The sequence below is a fragment of the Streptomyces sp. NPDC088350 genome, from assembly GCF_044753545.1.
In the GTDB taxonomy this organism is placed as follows: Bacteria; Actinomycetota; Actinomycetes; order Streptomycetales; family Streptomycetaceae; genus Streptomyces.
The window spans coordinates 175548-192579 of sequence record NZ_JBIVNL010000004.1; the positions used below are offsets into that span (position 1 = coordinate 175548).

Sequence of the window (17032 nt, forward strand, 5' to 3'; positions counted from 1 at the left end):
ATCCGGCCATTCGGGCGTGGCCGTACCCGGGCCGCGAGGACCATGGACGTGCCATGACGTCCCCAGCAGCCGGTTCCGAAGGACACGCCGATCGCGCGGACGGTGCCGCGCGCGCCGACTACGGCCCCTTCGCGCACCTCACCGTCCCCAACACCGCCCTCTACCGCTGTGTGATGCGGGTGTTCACGGAGGCCAAGGAGCGCTTCGCGGTGCACCTGCGGCCGGAGGACGTGTACGCGGCGCTGGCGGTGCCCGAGCGGCCCTCGGACGTCGACGCCCTGACCAAGGCGCTGGACAGCCTGGCCGACTGGGGCAACCTCCGCGCCGACCCGGACACGGCCCGGGTCACCACCCCTGAGGACTTCTACCGCAAACGCTTCATCTACCAGCTCACCCAGGCGGGAGAGGCCGCCGAGGTCGCGCTGGGAACGTACGAGACGACACTCGGCAGGCGGGGCGAACTCCAGGCAGTGGCGCTGCACGACATCGTCGGCCAGCTGCACGTCCTGCTCGTCATCGCCGCGCAGGACGAACCCGATCCGGCGAAGACCCACCTCACGCTGGTGGCACTCACCGAGCGTTTCACCGCCCTCGCCGACAACGCGCGCGCCTTCATGGGCTCCCTGCAACGCACCATCGACCTGCACGGCGTCGAGGTGGACGCCTTCCTCGCCTACAAGGACCGCCTGATCCAGTACCTGGAGCGGTTCATCCAGGACCTGATCACGCTGGGCGGCCGGATTGCCTCGCTCATCGGGACGCTCGACGAACAGGGCGGTGTGGAAACGCTGTTGCGCCTCGCCGCGGCCCGGGAGGCCGTCGACGCGGCTCCCGGCGAGACGGAGGCGGCCGAGGAGGAGGCGTACCGGCGCTGGCGGGTTCGCTGGCGCGGGCTCACCGACTGGTTCGTGTCGGAGGAGGGCAGGGAGTCGCAGGCCGGCCTGCTGCGCAGACGGGCGCTCGGGTCGATTCCGCAGCTCCTGTCCGTCGTACGCCAGTTGAACGACCGGCGGGCGGGACGGACGGACCGTTCGGCGGACTTCCGGGAGCTGGCCCGCTGGTTCGCCGAAGCCCCCGACGACGAGGCGCGGCACCGTCTGTGGCGGGTCGCTTTCGGACTGCATCCCGCGCGGCACCTGACCGTGGACGGCGACACCCTGGCGGCCCGCGAGGCAAAGCCAGTGCCCGCCGCCACCCCTTGGCGGGAGGCCGAACCGCTCCGCATCAGCCCGCAGTTGCGCCGCACCGGCAGCTATGAACGCCGTGGCAAGCCGCGCCGGGTGGCCGACCGGACCGAGGCCCGTCGGCAACTGGCCGAACTCGCCGCGCGGCAGGCCCGGCAGACGGCCGAGGCCCGCGCGGCGCTCGCCACCGGCGGCGAGACCCGGCTGTCCCGGCTCGGCGAACTGGACCCGACGGCCTTCGCCCTCTTCCTGCGGCTGCTCGGCGACGCGCTCTCGACCTGGCGCCCCGGCATGACCCGGACGGTGGCCACCAGCGGCGACGGCTCGATGGAGATCCGGCTGACCGCCCTCGACGACGGGAGCCGGGCCGAGATCCGCACCCCGGTCGGGGTGTTCCGGGGGCCGGACCATCTCGTGGAGATCATCGACCTGGCCGAGGTCCGCCGGCACGACGGCCCCGTGGACCGTACCCCGCCCGACGGCCCCGAGGACCCGGAGAGTTTCCATGGCTGAGCAGCTCGGCGAGGTACTGGAAGGCCAGCGCGCCGCCGACCTCCAGAAGGCGGCCCGCGCCCTGCTGAAGGAACCGCTGCTGACCGTCGACGGCCCCTACCCGGACGAGTTCCGTCTGGTCCGCCGGTACGAGACGGAGCTGCGCGAGTGGTTCGACCGTAACGTCGGCTGGTCCCTGCGGGTGGACGCGGAGGCCGCCCGGCTGCGCAAGAATCCGGGTGCCCTCACCGACGCCACCCACCCGGCCCGCGAGCCGAGCCGTGCGGCTCTGCCCTTCACCCGCCGCCGCTATGTCCTGCTCTGCCTCACTCTGGCCTCGCTCGAACGTGGCGAGACACAGGTGGCCCTGGGCAGGCTCGCCGAGCAGGTGGTGCTGGCCGCCGCCGACCCTCATCTGGCAGCCGCGGGCATCACGTTCACCCTGGAACGCCGGGACGAACGCCTCGACCTGGCGGCCGTCGTACGGCTGCTGCTGCGGTGCGGAGTGCTGCGCCGGGTGGCCGGCGACGAGGAGGCGTACGTCAACGGGGCGGGTGACGTGCTCTACGACGTGCAGCGCAGGGTGCTGGCCGGGCTGCTCTCGACCCGCCGGGGGCCGTCCATGGTGACCGCCACCGGCCTCGACGACCGGCTGACGGAACTGACCGCCGAGGCCGCGCTGGACAGTGACGAACTCCGGTTCCGGGCGATCCGCTGGAAGCTGACCCGCCGCCTGCTCGACGACCCCGTGCTCTACTACGACGAGCTGACCGAGGACGAGCTGACCTACCTCACCAGGCAGCGCGGGTTCCTCACCGCACGCATCACTCAGATGACCGGACTTGTCCCCGAGGTGCGCGCCGAGGGCATCGCCATGGTCGACCCGCTGGACGACCTCACCGACGTACGCATGCCGGAACAGGGCACCCGCGGTCACATCACCCTGCTGCTCGCCGGACACCTGGCCGCACGCGAGGGACACGTCGGCCTGGCGGAACTGGAGCGCAAGGTGCGTGAACTGGCCGTGGAGTACGGGAGTTTCTGGTCGAAGTCGGCCAAGGAGCCCGGGTCCGAGACCGAGTCGGTCGCGTGGGCCGTCGAACGGCTCATGGCCCTCGGGCTGGCGACCCGGACGGCCGACGGAATCATGGCCCGGCCCGCCCTGGCCCGCTACGCGGTCGGCGTCCCGCAGGTCAGGGAGAGCGGAAGCCGCGATGGCGGAGGCCGCCGGTGACCTTCCAGCCGACCGCCCATCCCGTCTCCTCTCCGACGAAAGGCCCGCCGGTGACCGCACTGCCCACCCCCGCCCCCGGCCGGTGGCGCCCTCTGCGCATCGGACTCGTCGACCTCTTCCACTACGACGTCGAGGAGTTCTGGTTCCACGACGGCAGACTCCTGCTGCGCGGTAACAACGGCACCGGCAAGTCGAAGGTGCTGGCCCTGACCCTCCCCTTCCTCCTCGACGGCGACCTCTCGGCCCGCCGGGTGGAACCCGACGGCGACCCCGGCAAACGCATGGAGTGGAATCTGCTGCTCGGCGGGGAACACCCGCACCCCGAGCGGCTCGGTTACACCTGGATCGAGTTCGGCCGCCGGGACGAGACGACCGGAGAGGAACACTTCTGCACCCTGCTGTGCGGAATGAAGGCGGTGAGCGGGCGGGGCATCGCCCGGCACTGGTTCGCCGTCACCGACCAGCGCGTGGGCCCCGGGCTCGGCCTCCTGGACGCCACGGGAACCGCGCTGTCCCGGGACCGGCTCGCCGAGGCCATCGGCGCGCACGGGATGGTCCACGACACGGCCAAGGCGTACCGCAGGGCCGTCGACGAGACCCTCTTCGGCCTGGGCGAGAGGCGCTACGGCGCACTGGTGGACCTGCTGATCCAGCTGCGTCAGCCGCAGTTGTCCAAGCGGCCCAACGAGGCGGCGCTCTCCCGCGCGCTCACGGAGGCGCTCCCGCCCATGGACCAGGCGGTGATCGCCGACGTGGCCGAGGCGTTCCGGTCCCTGGACGAGGAGAAGGAAGAACTGCGGGCGGCGAGTGAGGCGGAGCGGGCGGCCACCGCCTTCCTCGACCACTACCGGCGTTACGCGCGCGTCGCCGCCCGGCGACGGGCCCGGCTGCCCCGCAGCGAGCACGCCCGGTATGAGCAACTGCAGCGCGACCTCACGCACGCGCACGCCGACCACGAACGTGCCGTAGCGGACCGGGCGGTGGCCGAGGAGAGGTCCGGGGCGCTGGAGGAGCGCATCGCCCGCCTTGCCGCGCAGGAAGCGGCACTGCGCGCCGGACCTGAGATGCGTGACGCGCGGGCACTGGAACAAGCGGCGGCCGACGCCTCTCGTACCGCCGCCGAGCGAGTCCGGGCCGACGAGGACCTCGGGCAGGCCGAGGCCGCGCATCGTCGTGCCACGGCCAGGCTGGCCGCCGCCGGGAACCGGCAGGCCGCCGCCGAGCGGGCGCTGACCGGCCTGCGCGACCTGATCGAGGAGACCGCCCAGGCCGCCCGCATCGCCGGCCCGCTCGTGCCGGAGGGTGCCACCGAGGCCGAACTGCGCCGCACGACCGGGGAATCGGCCGACCGTCGACGCCGCACGGTCGAACACCTGGAGCAGCTCACGGACCGTGTGGACCGGGCGGAGGCCGAACGCCGGGCGGCGTCGCGCCGGGCCGACGAGGCACAGGAGGAGGTCGTGCACAGTGGCTTCCGGCAGGCAGAGGCCGAGGAGAACGCCGCAGGCCAGGGACAGGCACTGATCGATCGTGTCCGCGCCCACCTCGCCGGTTGCCGGGAACTGTCGGTCCCTGATCTCCCCGGATTGCTGGACGGCCTCCAGGACTGGGTGGTCACGCTGGACGGCCCCAACCCCGCTCGTGCCACCGCGGCCGGGGCCCACCGGGCCCGTGCCGCGGAATTGGCCGACCACGGCGCCGAACTGAGCCGCCAACGTGCCGAACTGGCGGACCGACAGACACTGTTGGAGCGCGAGCTGGCCTCCCTTGGGCAGGGCGGACAGCCTGTTCCCGAACCGCCTCGCACCCGCACACCCGGTGTGCGGGACCGGCTGGACGGAGCACCGCTGTGGCGGCTCGTCGAGTTCCACGACACCGTCGAAGACCGCGAACGAGCGGGTCTGGAAGCCGCGTTGGAGGCGTCCGGCCTGCTCGACGCCTGGGTCCGACCGGACGGTACGGCGGTGGCGGCAGACGGCCACGACGTTCTTCTGGAGCCGAACGCGGCTGTCTTCGGACCGAGTCTCACGGATGCGCTGCGTCCGGCGGTGGACCACGGCGAGGGGCCGACGGCCACCGTCGGCGAGCCGGTGGTGCGACGCCTGCTCGCCGCGATCGGCCTGCTGCCGAGCGGTGGTGAACCACCCGAAGCCCGCGTCGCGGGAACCTGGGTCTCCGGTGACGGCCGCTTCCGGTCCGGCGCGCTGACCGGAAGCTGGACCAAGCCTGTCGCCGAGTACGTGGGCGAGGGTGCGCGGGAAGCGGCCCGACGGTCACGCATCGAGGAACTGCACGTGGAACTGACTGCTCTGGGCGAGCGGACGGAGGCGGTACAGGACGCGCTGCGGGCGATGGACCTGCTCCGCCATACCCTCGACGACGAACTGGCGTCCTTCCCCGACGACGACGCCCTGCGCACCGCCCACGCGCTCGTCGCGGCGGCCGTGGATGCCACGCACCGGGCACGCGCGCGGCACGAGGAAAGGACCCGGGACTTGGCCGAGGCGATCCGCGGTGCCGAAGCGGCGACGGCGGAACTGACCGCCACCGCCGCCGAAGTCGGGCTCCCCGCCGGCCGGGAGGCCCTGGCCGCCGTACAGCGATCCCTCACCGAACTCGCCACACTGCTGGCCACGTTCTGGCCCGCGCTGCGGGAGCGGGCCGAAGCCGAGGGGGCCGTCGCCGCCGAGCGGATGGAGAGCGATCGGGCCGCGGAACGGACCGCCGAACTCGCGGCGCGCGCCGGTGAGGCCATCCGCGCCGCAGACACGGCCGACGAACGCCATACGACCCTGCTCTCCACCGTGGGCGCGGCGGTCGCCGAACTCCAGCGACGTCTCGCCGAGACCGCCGCGGAGACGCGAACCTGTACGGACGGCCTGAAGGCCGCCCGGCAGGACTGGACCGACGCCGACCGGCTCGCCAGTCACGCCGAGGGCCGCACCGAACAGCTCGGCAAGGACCTGACCGAGGCGATCGCGGCTCGGGAACGGGCCATCGCCGCCCTGCGCCGCTTCGCCGCGACCGGAGTGCTGGACGTGGCCCTGCCGGGTACCGACGTCCCCGAGACGGACAACGAGGCCGGGGTCTGGGCGGCCACACCCGCGATCGCCCTGGCCCGAGCCGTCGAAGCGGAACTCTCCGGCGTCGACGACTCGGACGGTGCCTGGGAGCGCGTACAGAAGCGGCTGAGCGAGGAGTTCGCCAGGCTTCAGGACGCCCTGTCCCGCAACGGGCACAGCGCCTCCGGGTATCCGAGCGAGGACGGGATGCGCGTCGACGTCGTCTACCAGGGGCGCCGGCGAGCCGTCCCCGAGATCACCGAGGCGCTCGCGGCGGAGGTCGAGGAGCTGACCCGGATCCTGTCCGCGCATGAGCGCGAGGTCCTCGAAACGCACCTGATCACCGAGGTCGCCGGTACCCTCCAGGAGCTGATCGGCGCCGCCGAACGGCAGGTGCGGGCCATGAACGCGGAACTGGAGGAACGGCCCACCTCGACCGGGATGAGACTGCGGCTGGTCTGGCGGGGCTCCCGCAAGGCGCCTCAGGGGCTCGCGCAGGCCCGTGAGCGGCTGCGGCAGTCCGCGGATGCCTGGTCTCCCGAAGACCGGGCGGCGGTCGGGGAGTTCCTCCAGGCCCAGATCGCCCGCCAGCAGGCCGACGGCAGTTCCGGCAGCTGGCTGGAGGACCTGACCGCCGCGCTCGACTACCGTGCCTGGCACGAGTTCGGCATCGAGCGGCAGCAGCACGGCAAGTGGGTCCCCGCCACCGGACCGGCCTCGGGCGGGGAACGCGTACTCGCCGTGTCCGTACCCCTGTTCGCGGCGGCGTCCTCGCACTACGCGAGCGCGCGGGCACCGTACGCTCCCCGGCTGGTCACGCTCGACGAAGCGTTTGCCGGAGTGGACGACGACTCCCGCGCCAAGTGCCTCGGCCTGCTCCACGCCTTCGACCTCGACGTCGTCATGACCAGCGAACGCGAGTGGGCCTGCTATCCGCAGGTTCCGGGCATCGCCATCGCCCAGCTCTCGCGAGTCGACGGGATCGAGGCGGTCCTGGTCACCCGCTGGGAGTGGGACGGGACTGAGCGTACGCGTGGGATGGAGCCGGATAGTGCCGGATCAGAGGCGATGGCGGCGGTGGACGACGGCGAGCGGTGGGCGGCCGTCGGCGGGCAGGCTCAGGAATCGCTGTGGACATGACTGAAGCCGTGGGCGTTAAGCGGTGGCCATGACAGAAGACGCCGAGCGGCTACCGGCAGGTGTCGACGAGGAGCGTCTGGGGCGCCTCTTGGGCGGTCCGGAGGTGTCCTGGCTCGTCCAGCGTGTCCGACACCGTATGGCCCGCGAGAAGCCGCTCACTGGCGCGTCCACGCTCACCGCCCCTACGGATGCCCAGCGGCGTGCGGCCGAGCGCCTGCTGGGACGCGGTTCCCGCGAGGGCGGGTCACTGACCGTACGGCTGGAGGACGTGGACGCGGTGTTGCGGCGCTCCGGGGTGAGCCCGGACGGTCTCGCCGCCGCCGTCGTCACCCTGACCGGCCCGGTGGATCCGATCGGCGAACAGAGGGCCAGGGAGGCCCGAGCATGGGAGCAGGCATACGCTCCGCTGCGGCTCCTCGGACCTGACCTTGCGGAATGGGCGGCCAGGGTCACCGGCAACGGTCAGGTACGACGACTCGCCCGTACTCCGCAATCCGCGCGTTTCCTCCTGGAGAACGCCGTCAAGGCGCTTGACGCTCTGCCCGCCGACCCCGCCGTGTCCGTCACGGCTTTCGCGGCACAGATCCTAGGAGACGCCCATGCTCTGGACGACGGAAAGCCGTTGACGACCGTTGTGCGGTCCGCGGTTCACGCGTGGACCGGGCTTGAGGAGGAGAAGGGGACTCGTCGGCAGAGAGAGGTCTGGGCCGCGGTTGGGCTCCTGAAGGACGACGTGTCGTCGACCGTTCTCACCCTCAACCTTCGTGGAACACCGGCCCTGGACTGGATGGCGGACATGGGGGAACCCGTGGTCCTCACCCTGCGCCAACTGGTTCGTCAGCCGATGGCACCGACAGTTGTCGGCGAGCGGACCTGCCCACAGCTGATTCGCGTCTGTGAGAACCCGGCCGTCCTCGCGGCAGCGGCGGAAGCGTACGGGCCGGAATGCCCACCCATGGTCTGCGTTCAGGGTCAACCGTCCGCCGCGGCACTCACTCTGCTGCGCCGGATGTACGACCAGGGCACAACCGTCCTGTACCACGGAGACTTTGACTGGGGTGGCCTGCGCATCGCCTCGACACTGCTGCGGAGCATTCCGTGGTCTCCCTGGCGTTTCACGACCGCCCACTACCGTGCTGCGGTCGCTTCCGGTCTCAGTTCGTTGGACCTGACCGGAATACCGACCGACGCGCCCTGGGACCCGCCTCTCGCGCAGTCGCTTGCCGAACTGGGCGTCCGCATTGAAGAAGAGACTGTCCTTGACGACCTCTTGGGTGATCTCAAGCCAGTTCGCTGAGATGGAGAGAACAGGGCAGGCGCCGCTTTGACGCCTGCCCGATGTTTTCCCAATGGGCCGCCAGAATGGCTCTGACCAGGCATTACTCGCCCGTAGACGGTGACTGGCTGTGGAACGACTCCCGAACCGGGGGACGTATGGGGGACGGGGTGCTCTGATTCAGGGGTATGAATCAGAGCAAAACGGCATCCCTGGCAACGAAAAAACCCTTCACGGCTGATCTCGCGAAGGGTTGGAAAGTGGCTCTGACCTGCAAAAATAGGCGCCCCCGGCAGGACTCGAACCTGCGGCCAAGCGCTTAGAAGGCGCCTGCTCTATCCACTGAGCTACGGGGGCCGGGTGTGGTGGCCTCGGTCGTGGTGTGCCCGGGTGTGGGCCGGTCCGTGACGTTGCCGGGGACAAGGATAGGGCTCCCGGGTCCTTGTCCCTGTTGCTTCCCCTCCGTGGCTCGATGTGGAGGTTCGGTGAAGCGGTCCTGATAATCGCAGGCAGGTACGAATCGTGCATCGCTTTTGGCATCCGGCGCCACGGGTGTTGTGCACTCGTTATGCCTGGACTGTGCCCATGCCCCAGTCATCCCTTCCGTCCGTTGTGTTCTGTCGGCGCGCAGGCATGCGCATATGCTTCAGAATTCCCCCAAAATTGGGCATTCTTCACATGTGGTGACCTTGGACGTACGGCCTCAGCTGCTCGACGCACTCTCCGCCCTGCGCGACCGTGTCGCCGCCGCACGCTTCCCGCTGCCCCTGGCGGGGGCTCCACGCGCGCGTGCCAACCGCGACGAACTGCTCGCCCAGCTCGACGACTATCTGGTGCCCCGCCTGAAAGAACCCGAAGCACCCCTGCTGGCCGTCGTCGGCGGCTCCACCGGCGCGGGGAAGTCGACGCTCGTCAACTCCCTTGTCGGACGCCGGGTCAGCGAGGCCGGCGTGCTGCGGCCGACGACCCGCACACCGGTGCTGGTCTGCCATCCGGAGGACCATCACTGGTTCAGCGGGATGCGGGTACTGCCCGACCTCACGCGCGTGTGGGTGCCCCATCAGGACCCGGGGGACGAGTTGCTCCTCCCCGGGGAGGACGGCACGCGGGTGCTGCGGATCGAGACCGCCGACACCCTCCCGCGCGGAATCGCCCTCCTGGACGCCCCCGACATCGACTCCCTGGTGGCCGACAACCGGGTGCTGGCCGCCGAACTGATCTGCGCGGCCGACATCTGGGTCATGGTGACCACCGCCGCCCGCTACGCCGACGCCGTGCCCTGGCACCTGCTGCGCACGGCCAAGGAGCACAACGCGACCCTGGTCACCGTCCTCGACCGGGTGCCCCACCAGGTGGTGTCCGAGGTGTCGCGACAGTACGGCGCCCTGCTCGCCAAGGCCGGACTCGGCGACGTACCCCGCTTCACGGTGCCCGAACTGCCCGAATCCGCCTGGGGTGGGGGGCTGCTTCCGGCCAGTGCCGTGGCGACACTGCGGAGTTGGCTCGTCCAGCAGGCCCAGGATCCGGGGGCCCGGCAGGAGTCCATGGCGCGTACGGCCTACGGAGTCCTCGACTCCCTCAAGTCGCGGATGCCCGAGCTGGCCGGCGCCGCCGCCGCCCAGTACGCCGCCGCGCTGCGGCTCACCGCCGCCGTCGACGGGGCGTACGACAGCGAGCACGCGCGTGTGCGGGGGCGGTTGCAGGCCGGGGCCGTGCTCGCCGGGGACGCGTTGAAGCGCTGGCGCGCCTTCCCGCTCGACTGCTCCGCCGGTGAACTGCTCGACGCCCTCGCGGAGAGCCTCGCCGCACTCCTGCTGTGCTCCGTCACGGCCGCCGACGAACGCGTGGACGACGCCTGGCGGCGCGAACCGGCCGCCGGCGCCCCCGAACTCACCGACCGCGATCCCACGCTGGAGAGCGCCGAGCACCGCATCGGGATGGCCGTACGGCGGTGGCGGCGCGAGCTGGAGGAGTACGCCGAGGAGGAGGTCGCCGACCTCGACCGGAGCATCGCGCCCGATCCCGAGGTCGTCGCCGCTCTCGTCGCCACCGCCCTGCTGGGCGGCCGTAGGGCGCGGTCCGCGGGCGAGGGGCTCGCCGAGCGGATCGGGGCCCACGGCGCGCTGCGGCTGCGGGACCGGGCCGGGCGGCTGCTCAACGACCATCTGGACCGGGTCGTGCACACCGAACGCGAACGGCGGCTCGCCCCGCTCGACGCCCTGGACGTGCACCCCGAACCCCAGGCCGAACTCATCGCCGCGCTGTCCGTACTGCAGAAGGAGAGGTGACCGGTGACTGCCGTCACTGACCAGGACCACACGGACGAGATGGATCACGCCGATCCCTCCCCTGTAGAGGGCGGTTCAGAGGAATCCTCAGTGAACCGTCTCCCCGTAGAGGACGCGGAGGACGTGGATTCCGTACGACTGGAGGAGGCGGGTGACCTGGAGGACACCGACGGCCACGCGCGCGTGTCGACCGACGCCGGCACCTCCAGTCCGGCGGACACCTCCAGTCCCGCGGACACCTTCAGCCGTACGGAGTCCAAGGCGTCCGCGGACCCGGCGGACCCCGAGGAATCGGCCGGCTCCTGGGACGACGGGCTGATCGCGCGGCGGGTCAACGAGACCACCGCCGCGCAGCAGGCCGCCGCCCTGGAGAGCAGGGCCTCCCGCGCGCAGGCCGCGCACACGGCACACGCCATGCAAGCCGCCCACGTACCCGCCCCGTTGGCGTACGACGGGCCGCTACGGTCCCGTCTCGACGCGCTGCGGGAGCTGGTCGGACTCTCCAGGACCCGGCTCGACAGCGGGACCCTCGCGGAGGCGGGGCGGGTGCTCGACGAGGCGGCGGCGCGGCGCAGGCTCTCCGGGCAGCACACCGTCGTCGCCATCGCGGGCGCCACCGGCAGCGGCAAGTCGCAGCTGTTCAACGCGCTCGCCGGAGTGGCCATTTCGGAGACGGGCGTACGACGGCCCACCACCGCCGCGCCCATCGCGTGCAGCTGGAGCGACGGCGCGGCCACCCTCATCGACCGGCTCGGCATCCCGGGACGGCTGCGCCGGCGTCCCCTGCAGAGCGCCGAGATGGAGGCCCAGTTGCGCGGGCTCGTCCTGGTGGACCTGCCCGACCACGACTCGGCGGCCGTGGCGCACCGCGAGCAGGTGGACCGGGTTCTCGCGCTCGTCGACGCGGTCATCTGGGTCGTCGACCCGGAGAAGTACGCCGACGCGATCATCCATGAGCGCTATCTGCGGCCGATGGCGGGCCACGCGGAGGTCATGTTCGTCGTCCTCAACCAGATCGACCGGCTCCCCGGGGAGGCCGCCGACCAGGTCCTCGACGATCTGCGGCGGCTGCTCGACGAGGACGGGATCGCCCTGGGGGAGTACGGCGAACCCGGCGCGACCGTGCTCTCCCTGTCCGCGCTCACCGGGGACGGCATCCCCGAACTGCGCGAGGTTCTGGGCCAGTTCGTGGCGGATCGTGGAGCCGCCGCACGGCGAATCTCAGCCGATGTCGACGCCGCCGCGTGGCGACTGCGGCCCGTCTACGCCACCGGGCGGCGCACCGGGCTCAGCGAGGAGGCGCGGGACGAGTTCGCCGCGCGGCTCGCGGACTCGGTGGGCGCCACCGCCGCCGGTGAGGCGGCCGAACGCGCCTGGCTGCGCAACGCCAACCGCGCCTGCGGCACACCCTGGCTGCGGCTGTGGCGCTGGTACAACGACCGGCGCGAACCCATCACCGGCCGGCTGCCGGTCCGCGCGCAGGCGGACGAGGAGGCCACGGCACGCCAGCGCGTCGAACAGGCGGTCCGCACGGTCGCCGACCGGGCCTCCGGCGGGCTGCCCGCGCCCTGGGCGCAGGCGGTGCGGGAGGCGGCCGTACGCGGGGCGCAGGGGCTGCCCGAGGCGCTGGACGAGTTGGCGGCGCGGGCCGGGCTGCCCGTGGGGCGGCCACCGCGGCCGGGCTGGTGGCCGGCGGCCGTCCTCGCGCAGGCCTCCATGACGATCCTCCAAGTCGTCGGCGGACTGTGGCTGTTGGGCCAGATCATCGGGTTCATGGCACCGAATCTCGGGGTGCCGGTGCTGCTGATGGTGGCCGGCATCATCGGCGGCCCGCTCGTCGAGTGGAGCTGCCGGATGGCGGCCCGCGGACCCGCCCGGCGCTACGGCCTCGACGCGGAGCGGCGACTGCGGGAGGCGGCGGCGGGCTGTGGACGGGCGCGGGTGCTCGATCCGTTGGCCGCGGAGCTGCTGCGGTACCGGGAGGTGCGGGAGCAGTACGCGCGGGTCACGGGGGCGGGCGTCGGCGGCGGGTGAACGGCGGGCGTCGGGGCCGGGTGAACTTCGGTCCGAACGTCGTTCCCTCGTGCGGGTGATAAGGATTTCCACAGGTGGGCGGTGGTCCACAGCGCTCAGCGGGCCCGGCTCGGCGGAGGCAGTCTGACTGCAGCCGTACGGGACGGGCCCGTACGCGTTTCCGCCCGGCCCGCGTGGCCGGGTGAGGGAGGGGTGCGCGATGAACGACACCACGATCTGCGCGGTCGGGAATGTGGCGACGCAGCCGATGTACCGGGATCTGGCGGCGGGACCGTCGGCACGGTTCCGGCTCGCGGTGACCTCGCGGTACTGGGACCGCGAGAAGAACGCGTGGACGGACGGCCACACCAACTTCTTCACGGTGTGGGCCAATCGCCAGTTGGCGACGAACGTGGCGGCGTCGCTGTCGGTCGGGGATCCCGTCGTCGTCCAGGGCCGGTTGAAAGTGCGTACGGAAGTGCGCGAGGGACAGCCGAACTGGTCCTCGGCGGACATCGACGCGGTGGCGATCGGCCACGACCTGGCGCGCGGGACCTCGGCGTTCCGGCGGGCCAACAAGGCGGAGACCGCGGCCTCTCCGCCCCGGCCCGAGCCCAACTGGGAGACACCGACAGGGGATTCCGCCGCCGATTCCGCCGTCGATTCCGCCGCGCATTCCGTCTCCTCCGGCCAACAGCGCGCGGAGCCGCTCGTGGTGACGTGATGTCAGTGAATGCCCCGAGCTGATCGAACTGCGGCTTATCGATGAATGCGCTCCGAACGACCTGGTGGATTTGTCGATAAGCCCTGCTCGCAAGCGATCTTGGGGATAACGATTCCGAGTCGGATCGGTTATCCGATGACCCGACTGGAGAACGGGGTCCGCCCGCGTCCCTAGGATGCCGGGCATAGCTCGGGCACAGCTCCCGGCGCTTTGATTCTGCTGGTGGGACCGCACCCCCACGTCGACGGGTCCTGCTCGAAGGGGAATTCCGTGTCATCTGCGTTGTCTGTGTTTTCCGCGCTGTCCCTGCGCGGCCGGGGCGCCGTGCGCTTCGTCGCCGCGACCTGGGCGTGCGGGCTCGTCGCCGCCGGAGTGCTGGCCGGTGCCGGCCCGGCCTTCGCCGACGAGACACCGCAGACCCAGGGCGGGGCGACGGCCACCATAGGCGGGCTCAAGACGTACGGCGAGGCCGTGATCCACGCGGCCGGCGGCGACCAGCAGGTCTCCGCGGGCCTGTTCGAGATGTCCGTGGACGGCGGCGGCACCCTGCAGACGTACTGCGTCGATCTCCAGAACCCCACCCAGCGGGACGCCAAGTACCACGAGACCGCGTGGAGCGGCACCTCGCTGGGCGCCAACAAGAGCGCGGGGAAGATCAGTTGGATCCTCCAGCACTCCTACCCGCAGGTGAACGACCTCGCGGCGCTCTCCGCGAAGGCCGGCACGACGGGGCTGACCGAGCAGGACGCGGCGGCCGGTACGCAGGTGGCGATCTGGCGCTACTCGGACGGCGCCGACGTCGACGCGGTCGACCCGCAGGCGGAGAAGCTCGCGGACTATCTGGAGAAGAGCGCGCGTGACGTCGCCGAGCCGAAGGCCTCACTGACGCTCGACCCGCCCGCGGTCTCCGGGCACCCCGGCGAGCGGCTCGGCCCGGTGACCGTGCACACCAACGCGAACGGGGTGACGGTGACGCCGCCCGCGGACACCGCCACCACCGGCGTGCGGATCGTCGACAAGGACGGCAAGGTCGTCACGTCCGCGGCGGACGGCAGCCAGGTGTTCTTCGACGTACCCGCCGACGCGGGAGCCGGGTCGGCCGAGCTGACCGTGCAGGGCTCCACCACCGTCCCCGTCGGCCGGGCCTTCACCTCCGAGAGCAGAAGCCAGACGCAGATCCTCGCCGGTTCCAGCGAGTCGACGGTCTCCGCCGCCGCGAGCGCGGACTGGGCGAAGACGGGCGCCATACCGGCACTGTCGGCGCAGAAGAACTGCGCCGAGGGCGGTGTGGACATCACGGCGGCCAATCAGGGCGACGAGACGTTCACCTTCGAGCTGATGGGCGTCGAGCACGGTATCGACGCCGGGAAGTCCCGGACGGTGACGATCCCGCTCCAGGAGGACCAGGCGTACGACTTCACGATCACGGCGCCGAACGGCTACGAGAAGCGGTTCACCGGAGTACTCGACTGCCGGACCCAGAGCGACGCGGGCGGTGACGTGACGCAGACGCTCAGTGAGCCGAGTCCCGCGACGGTGGGCGGCACCACCGTCGACACGAACCTCGCCGAGACGGGCGGCTCCGGCATCACCCCGATGATCACGGTCGTCGCCCTCGGCCTGGTCGGCATCGGCGCCACGACCCTGGTCCTGCTCCGGGACCGGAAGCCCGGCCAGCAGGGCTGAGCGCTACCGGTACCGGTACCGGTACCGGTACCGAACACCGTCGACACCGCAGCCCCGGGCCGCGACGACCCCGGCGTACGGGTGCGGATACGGAGCAACGGGTTCGCGTACTGGCCGCGGAACGGCACTCCGGGCAAGCCGGCCCAGCGGCGAACCCCCAGCTCATGGCTGCCCCACCCATACGCGTTTCCCCCGGGGGGTGGCGGTCAGGCAAGATGGGTTACATCTGCCCACTCCAGATTTCAAGCTGCCGGACGGTTTCTCTTGGCTGAGTACATCTACACCATGCGCAAGACGCGCAAGGCGCACGGCGACAAGGTCATCCTTGACGACGTGACGCTGAGCTTCCTGCCCGGCGCGAAGATCGGTGTGGTCGGGCCGAACGGTGCCGGTAAGTCCACCGTTCTCAAGATCATGGCGGGCCTTGAGCAGCCCTCCAACGGCGACGCCTTCCTGTCGCCGGGTTACAGCGTCGGCATGCTCCTCCAGGAGCCCCCGCTCGACGAGTCGAAGACGGTCCTGGAGAACGTGCAGGACGGCGCCGCCGAGATCATGGGCAAGCTCAAGCGCTTCAACGAGGTCGCCGAGCTGATGGCGACCGACTACTCCGACGCCCTGCTCGACGAGATGGGCAAGCTCCAGGAGGACCTGGACCACGCCAACGCGTGGGACCTGGACACCCAGCTGGAGCAGGCCATGGACGCCCTGGGCTGCCCGCCCGGCGACTGGCCCGTCACCAACCTCTCCGGTGGTGAGCGCCGCCGCGTCGCGCTCTGCAAGCTGCTCCTCGAAGCCCCCGACCTGCTGCTCCTCGACGAGCCCACCAACCACCTGGACGCCGAGTCCGTCCAGTGGCTGGAGCAGCACCTCGCGAAGTACCCCGGCACCGTCGTCGCCGTGACCCACGACCGGTACTTCCTGGACAACGTCGCCGAGTGGATCCTCGAACTCGACCGCGGTCGCGCCCACCCCTACGAGGGCAACTACTCCACCTACCTGGAGAAGAAGGCCTCCCGCCTCAAGGTCGAGGGCCAGAAGGACGCCAAGCGCGCGAAGCGTCTCAAGGAGGAGCTGGACTGGGTCCGCTCCAACGCCAAGGGACGTCAGGCCAAGTCCAAGGCGCGTCTGTCGCGCTACGAGGAGATGGCCGCCGAGGCGGACAAGATGCGGAAGCTGGACTTCGAGGAGATCCAGATCCCGCCGGGCCCGCGCCTGGGCTCCATCGTCGTCGAGGTCAACAACCTCTCCAAGGCCTTCGGCGACAAGGTCCTCATCGACGACCTCTCCTTCACCCTGCCGCGCAACGGCATCGTCGGCGTCATCGGCCCGAACGGCGCCGGCAAGACCACCCTCTTCAAGATGATCCAGGGCCTGGAGACGCCGGACTCCGGTTCCATCAAGGTCGGCGACACCGTCAAGATCTCCTACGTCGACCAGAGCCGCGAGAACATCGACCCCAAGAAGTCGCTGTGGGCCGTCGTCTCGGACGAGCTGGACTACATCAACGTCGGCCAGGTCGAGATGCCGTCCCGCGCCTACGTCTCCGCGTTCGGCTTCAAGGGCCCCGACCAGCAGAAGCCGGCCGGCGTCCTGTCCGGCGGTGAGCGCAACCGCCTCAACCTCGCGCTCACCCTCAAGCAGGGCGGCAACCTGCTCCTCCTCGACGAGCCGACGAACGACCTCGACGTCGAGACCCTGGGCTCGCTGGAGAACGCGCTGCTGGAGTTCCCGGGTGCGGCCGTGGTCGTCTCCCACGACCGGTGGTTCCTGGACCGGGTCGCCACGCACATCCTCGCCTACGAGGGTGACTCCAAGTGGTTCTGGTTCGAGGGCAACTTCGAGTCGTACGAGAAGAACAAGGTCGAGCGGCTCGGCCCGGACGCCGCGCGTCCGCACCGCGCCACCTACAAGAAGCTGACCCGGGGCTGATCTC

9 protein-coding genes and 1 tRNA gene are annotated in these 17032 nt (G+C 71.2%); 9 read left to right on the forward strand and 1 reads right to left on the reverse strand.

Translation table 11 applies throughout. The features are described 5' to 3' along the window. Positions 1 to 53: 53 nt before the first annotated feature. The 4 genes from ACIQBL_RS14670 to ACIQBL_RS14685 are packed head-to-tail and all read left to right on the forward strand — an operon-like array spanning position 54 to position 8409. Positions 54 to 1697, forward strand: a complete 1644-nt coding sequence (locus tag ACIQBL_RS14670) for a TIGR02677 family protein (protein WP_401941099.1) — start codon at positions 54 to 56, stop codon at positions 1695 to 1697. Beyond that, positions 1690 to 2910, forward strand: coding sequence for a TIGR02678 family protein (locus ACIQBL_RS14675; RefSeq protein ID WP_401941103.1), 1221 nt, complete (start codon positions 1690 to 1692; stop codon positions 2908 to 2910). The genes ACIQBL_RS14670 and ACIQBL_RS14675 overlap by 8 nt, the downstream gene beginning before the upstream one ends. Next, the gene (locus ACIQBL_RS14680) at positions 2907 to 7112 is read left to right on the forward strand and encodes a TIGR02680 family protein (RefSeq protein ID WP_401941105.1); all 4206 of its coding nucleotides are present in this window, start codon (positions 2907 to 2909) and stop codon (positions 7110 to 7112) included. Before ACIQBL_RS14675 ends, ACIQBL_RS14680 begins: the two co-directional genes overlap by 4 nt. Before the next feature lie 28 nt (positions 7113 to 7140). Further along, positions 7141 to 8409, forward strand: a complete 1269-nt coding sequence (locus tag ACIQBL_RS14685) for a TIGR02679 family protein (protein ID WP_401941108.1) — start codon at positions 7141 to 7143, stop codon at positions 8407 to 8409. Positions 8410 to 8672: 263 nt separating this feature from the next. Here the strand turns inward: ACIQBL_RS14685 and ACIQBL_RS14690 are convergent. After that, positions 8673 to 8745 (reverse strand) — tRNA-Arg (locus tag ACIQBL_RS14690). Positions 8746 to 9068: 323 nt separating this feature from the next. Between ACIQBL_RS14690 and ACIQBL_RS14695 the strand changes: the two genes are divergently transcribed. The 5 genes from ACIQBL_RS14695 (at position 9069) to ettA (ending at position 17028) form a co-directional block, all read left to right on the forward strand. Then, a complete protein-coding gene (locus tag ACIQBL_RS14695; protein ID WP_401941110.1) occupies positions 9069 to 10676 on the forward strand; it encodes a dynamin family protein in 1608 nt (535 codons plus the stop codon). A gap of 3 nt (positions 10677 to 10679) precedes the next feature. After that, complete coding sequence (locus ACIQBL_RS14700) at positions 10680 to 12710, forward strand: GTPase (RefSeq protein ID WP_401941113.1); 2031 nt, start codon at positions 10680 to 10682, stop codon at positions 12708 to 12710. Between the two features lie 199 nt (positions 12711 to 12909). Continuing rightward, the gene (locus ACIQBL_RS14705) at positions 12910 to 13413 is read left to right on the forward strand and encodes a single-stranded DNA-binding protein (protein WP_401941115.1); all 504 of its coding nucleotides are present in this window, start codon (positions 12910 to 12912) and stop codon (positions 13411 to 13413) included. Positions 13414 to 13683: 270 nt separating this feature from the next. After that, positions 13684 to 15099, forward strand: coding sequence for a Cys-Gln thioester bond-forming surface protein (locus ACIQBL_RS14710; protein WP_401941118.1), 1416 nt, complete (start codon positions 13684 to 13686; stop codon positions 15097 to 15099). A 264-nt stretch (positions 15100 to 15363) separates the two neighbouring features. Continuing rightward, positions 15364 to 17028: an energy-dependent translational throttle protein EttA gene (gene ettA, locus ACIQBL_RS14715; protein WP_401941119.1), complete on the forward strand. Its 1665-nt coding sequence runs from the start codon at positions 15364 to 15366 to the stop codon at positions 17026 to 17028. Positions 17029 to 17032 lie beyond the last annotated feature (4 nt).

Excerpts from the sequence above, each read along its gene's own strand:
- ACIQBL_RS14675 (WP_401941103.1), top strand. The coding sequence starts at position 1,690 with ATGGCTGAGCAGCTCGGCGAGGTACTGGAAGGCCAGCGCGCCGCCGAC.
- ACIQBL_RS14670 (WP_401941099.1), top strand. The coding sequence starts at position 54 with ATGACGTCCCCAGCAGCCGGTTCCGAAGGACACGCCGATCGCGCGGAC.
- ACIQBL_RS14685 (WP_401941108.1), top strand. The coding sequence starts at position 7,141 with ATGACAGAAGACGCCGAGCGGCTACCGGCAGGTGTCGACGAGGAGCGT.
- ACIQBL_RS14705 (WP_401941115.1), top strand. The coding sequence starts at position 12,910 with ATGAACGACACCACGATCTGCGCGGTCGGGAATGTGGCGACGCAGCCG.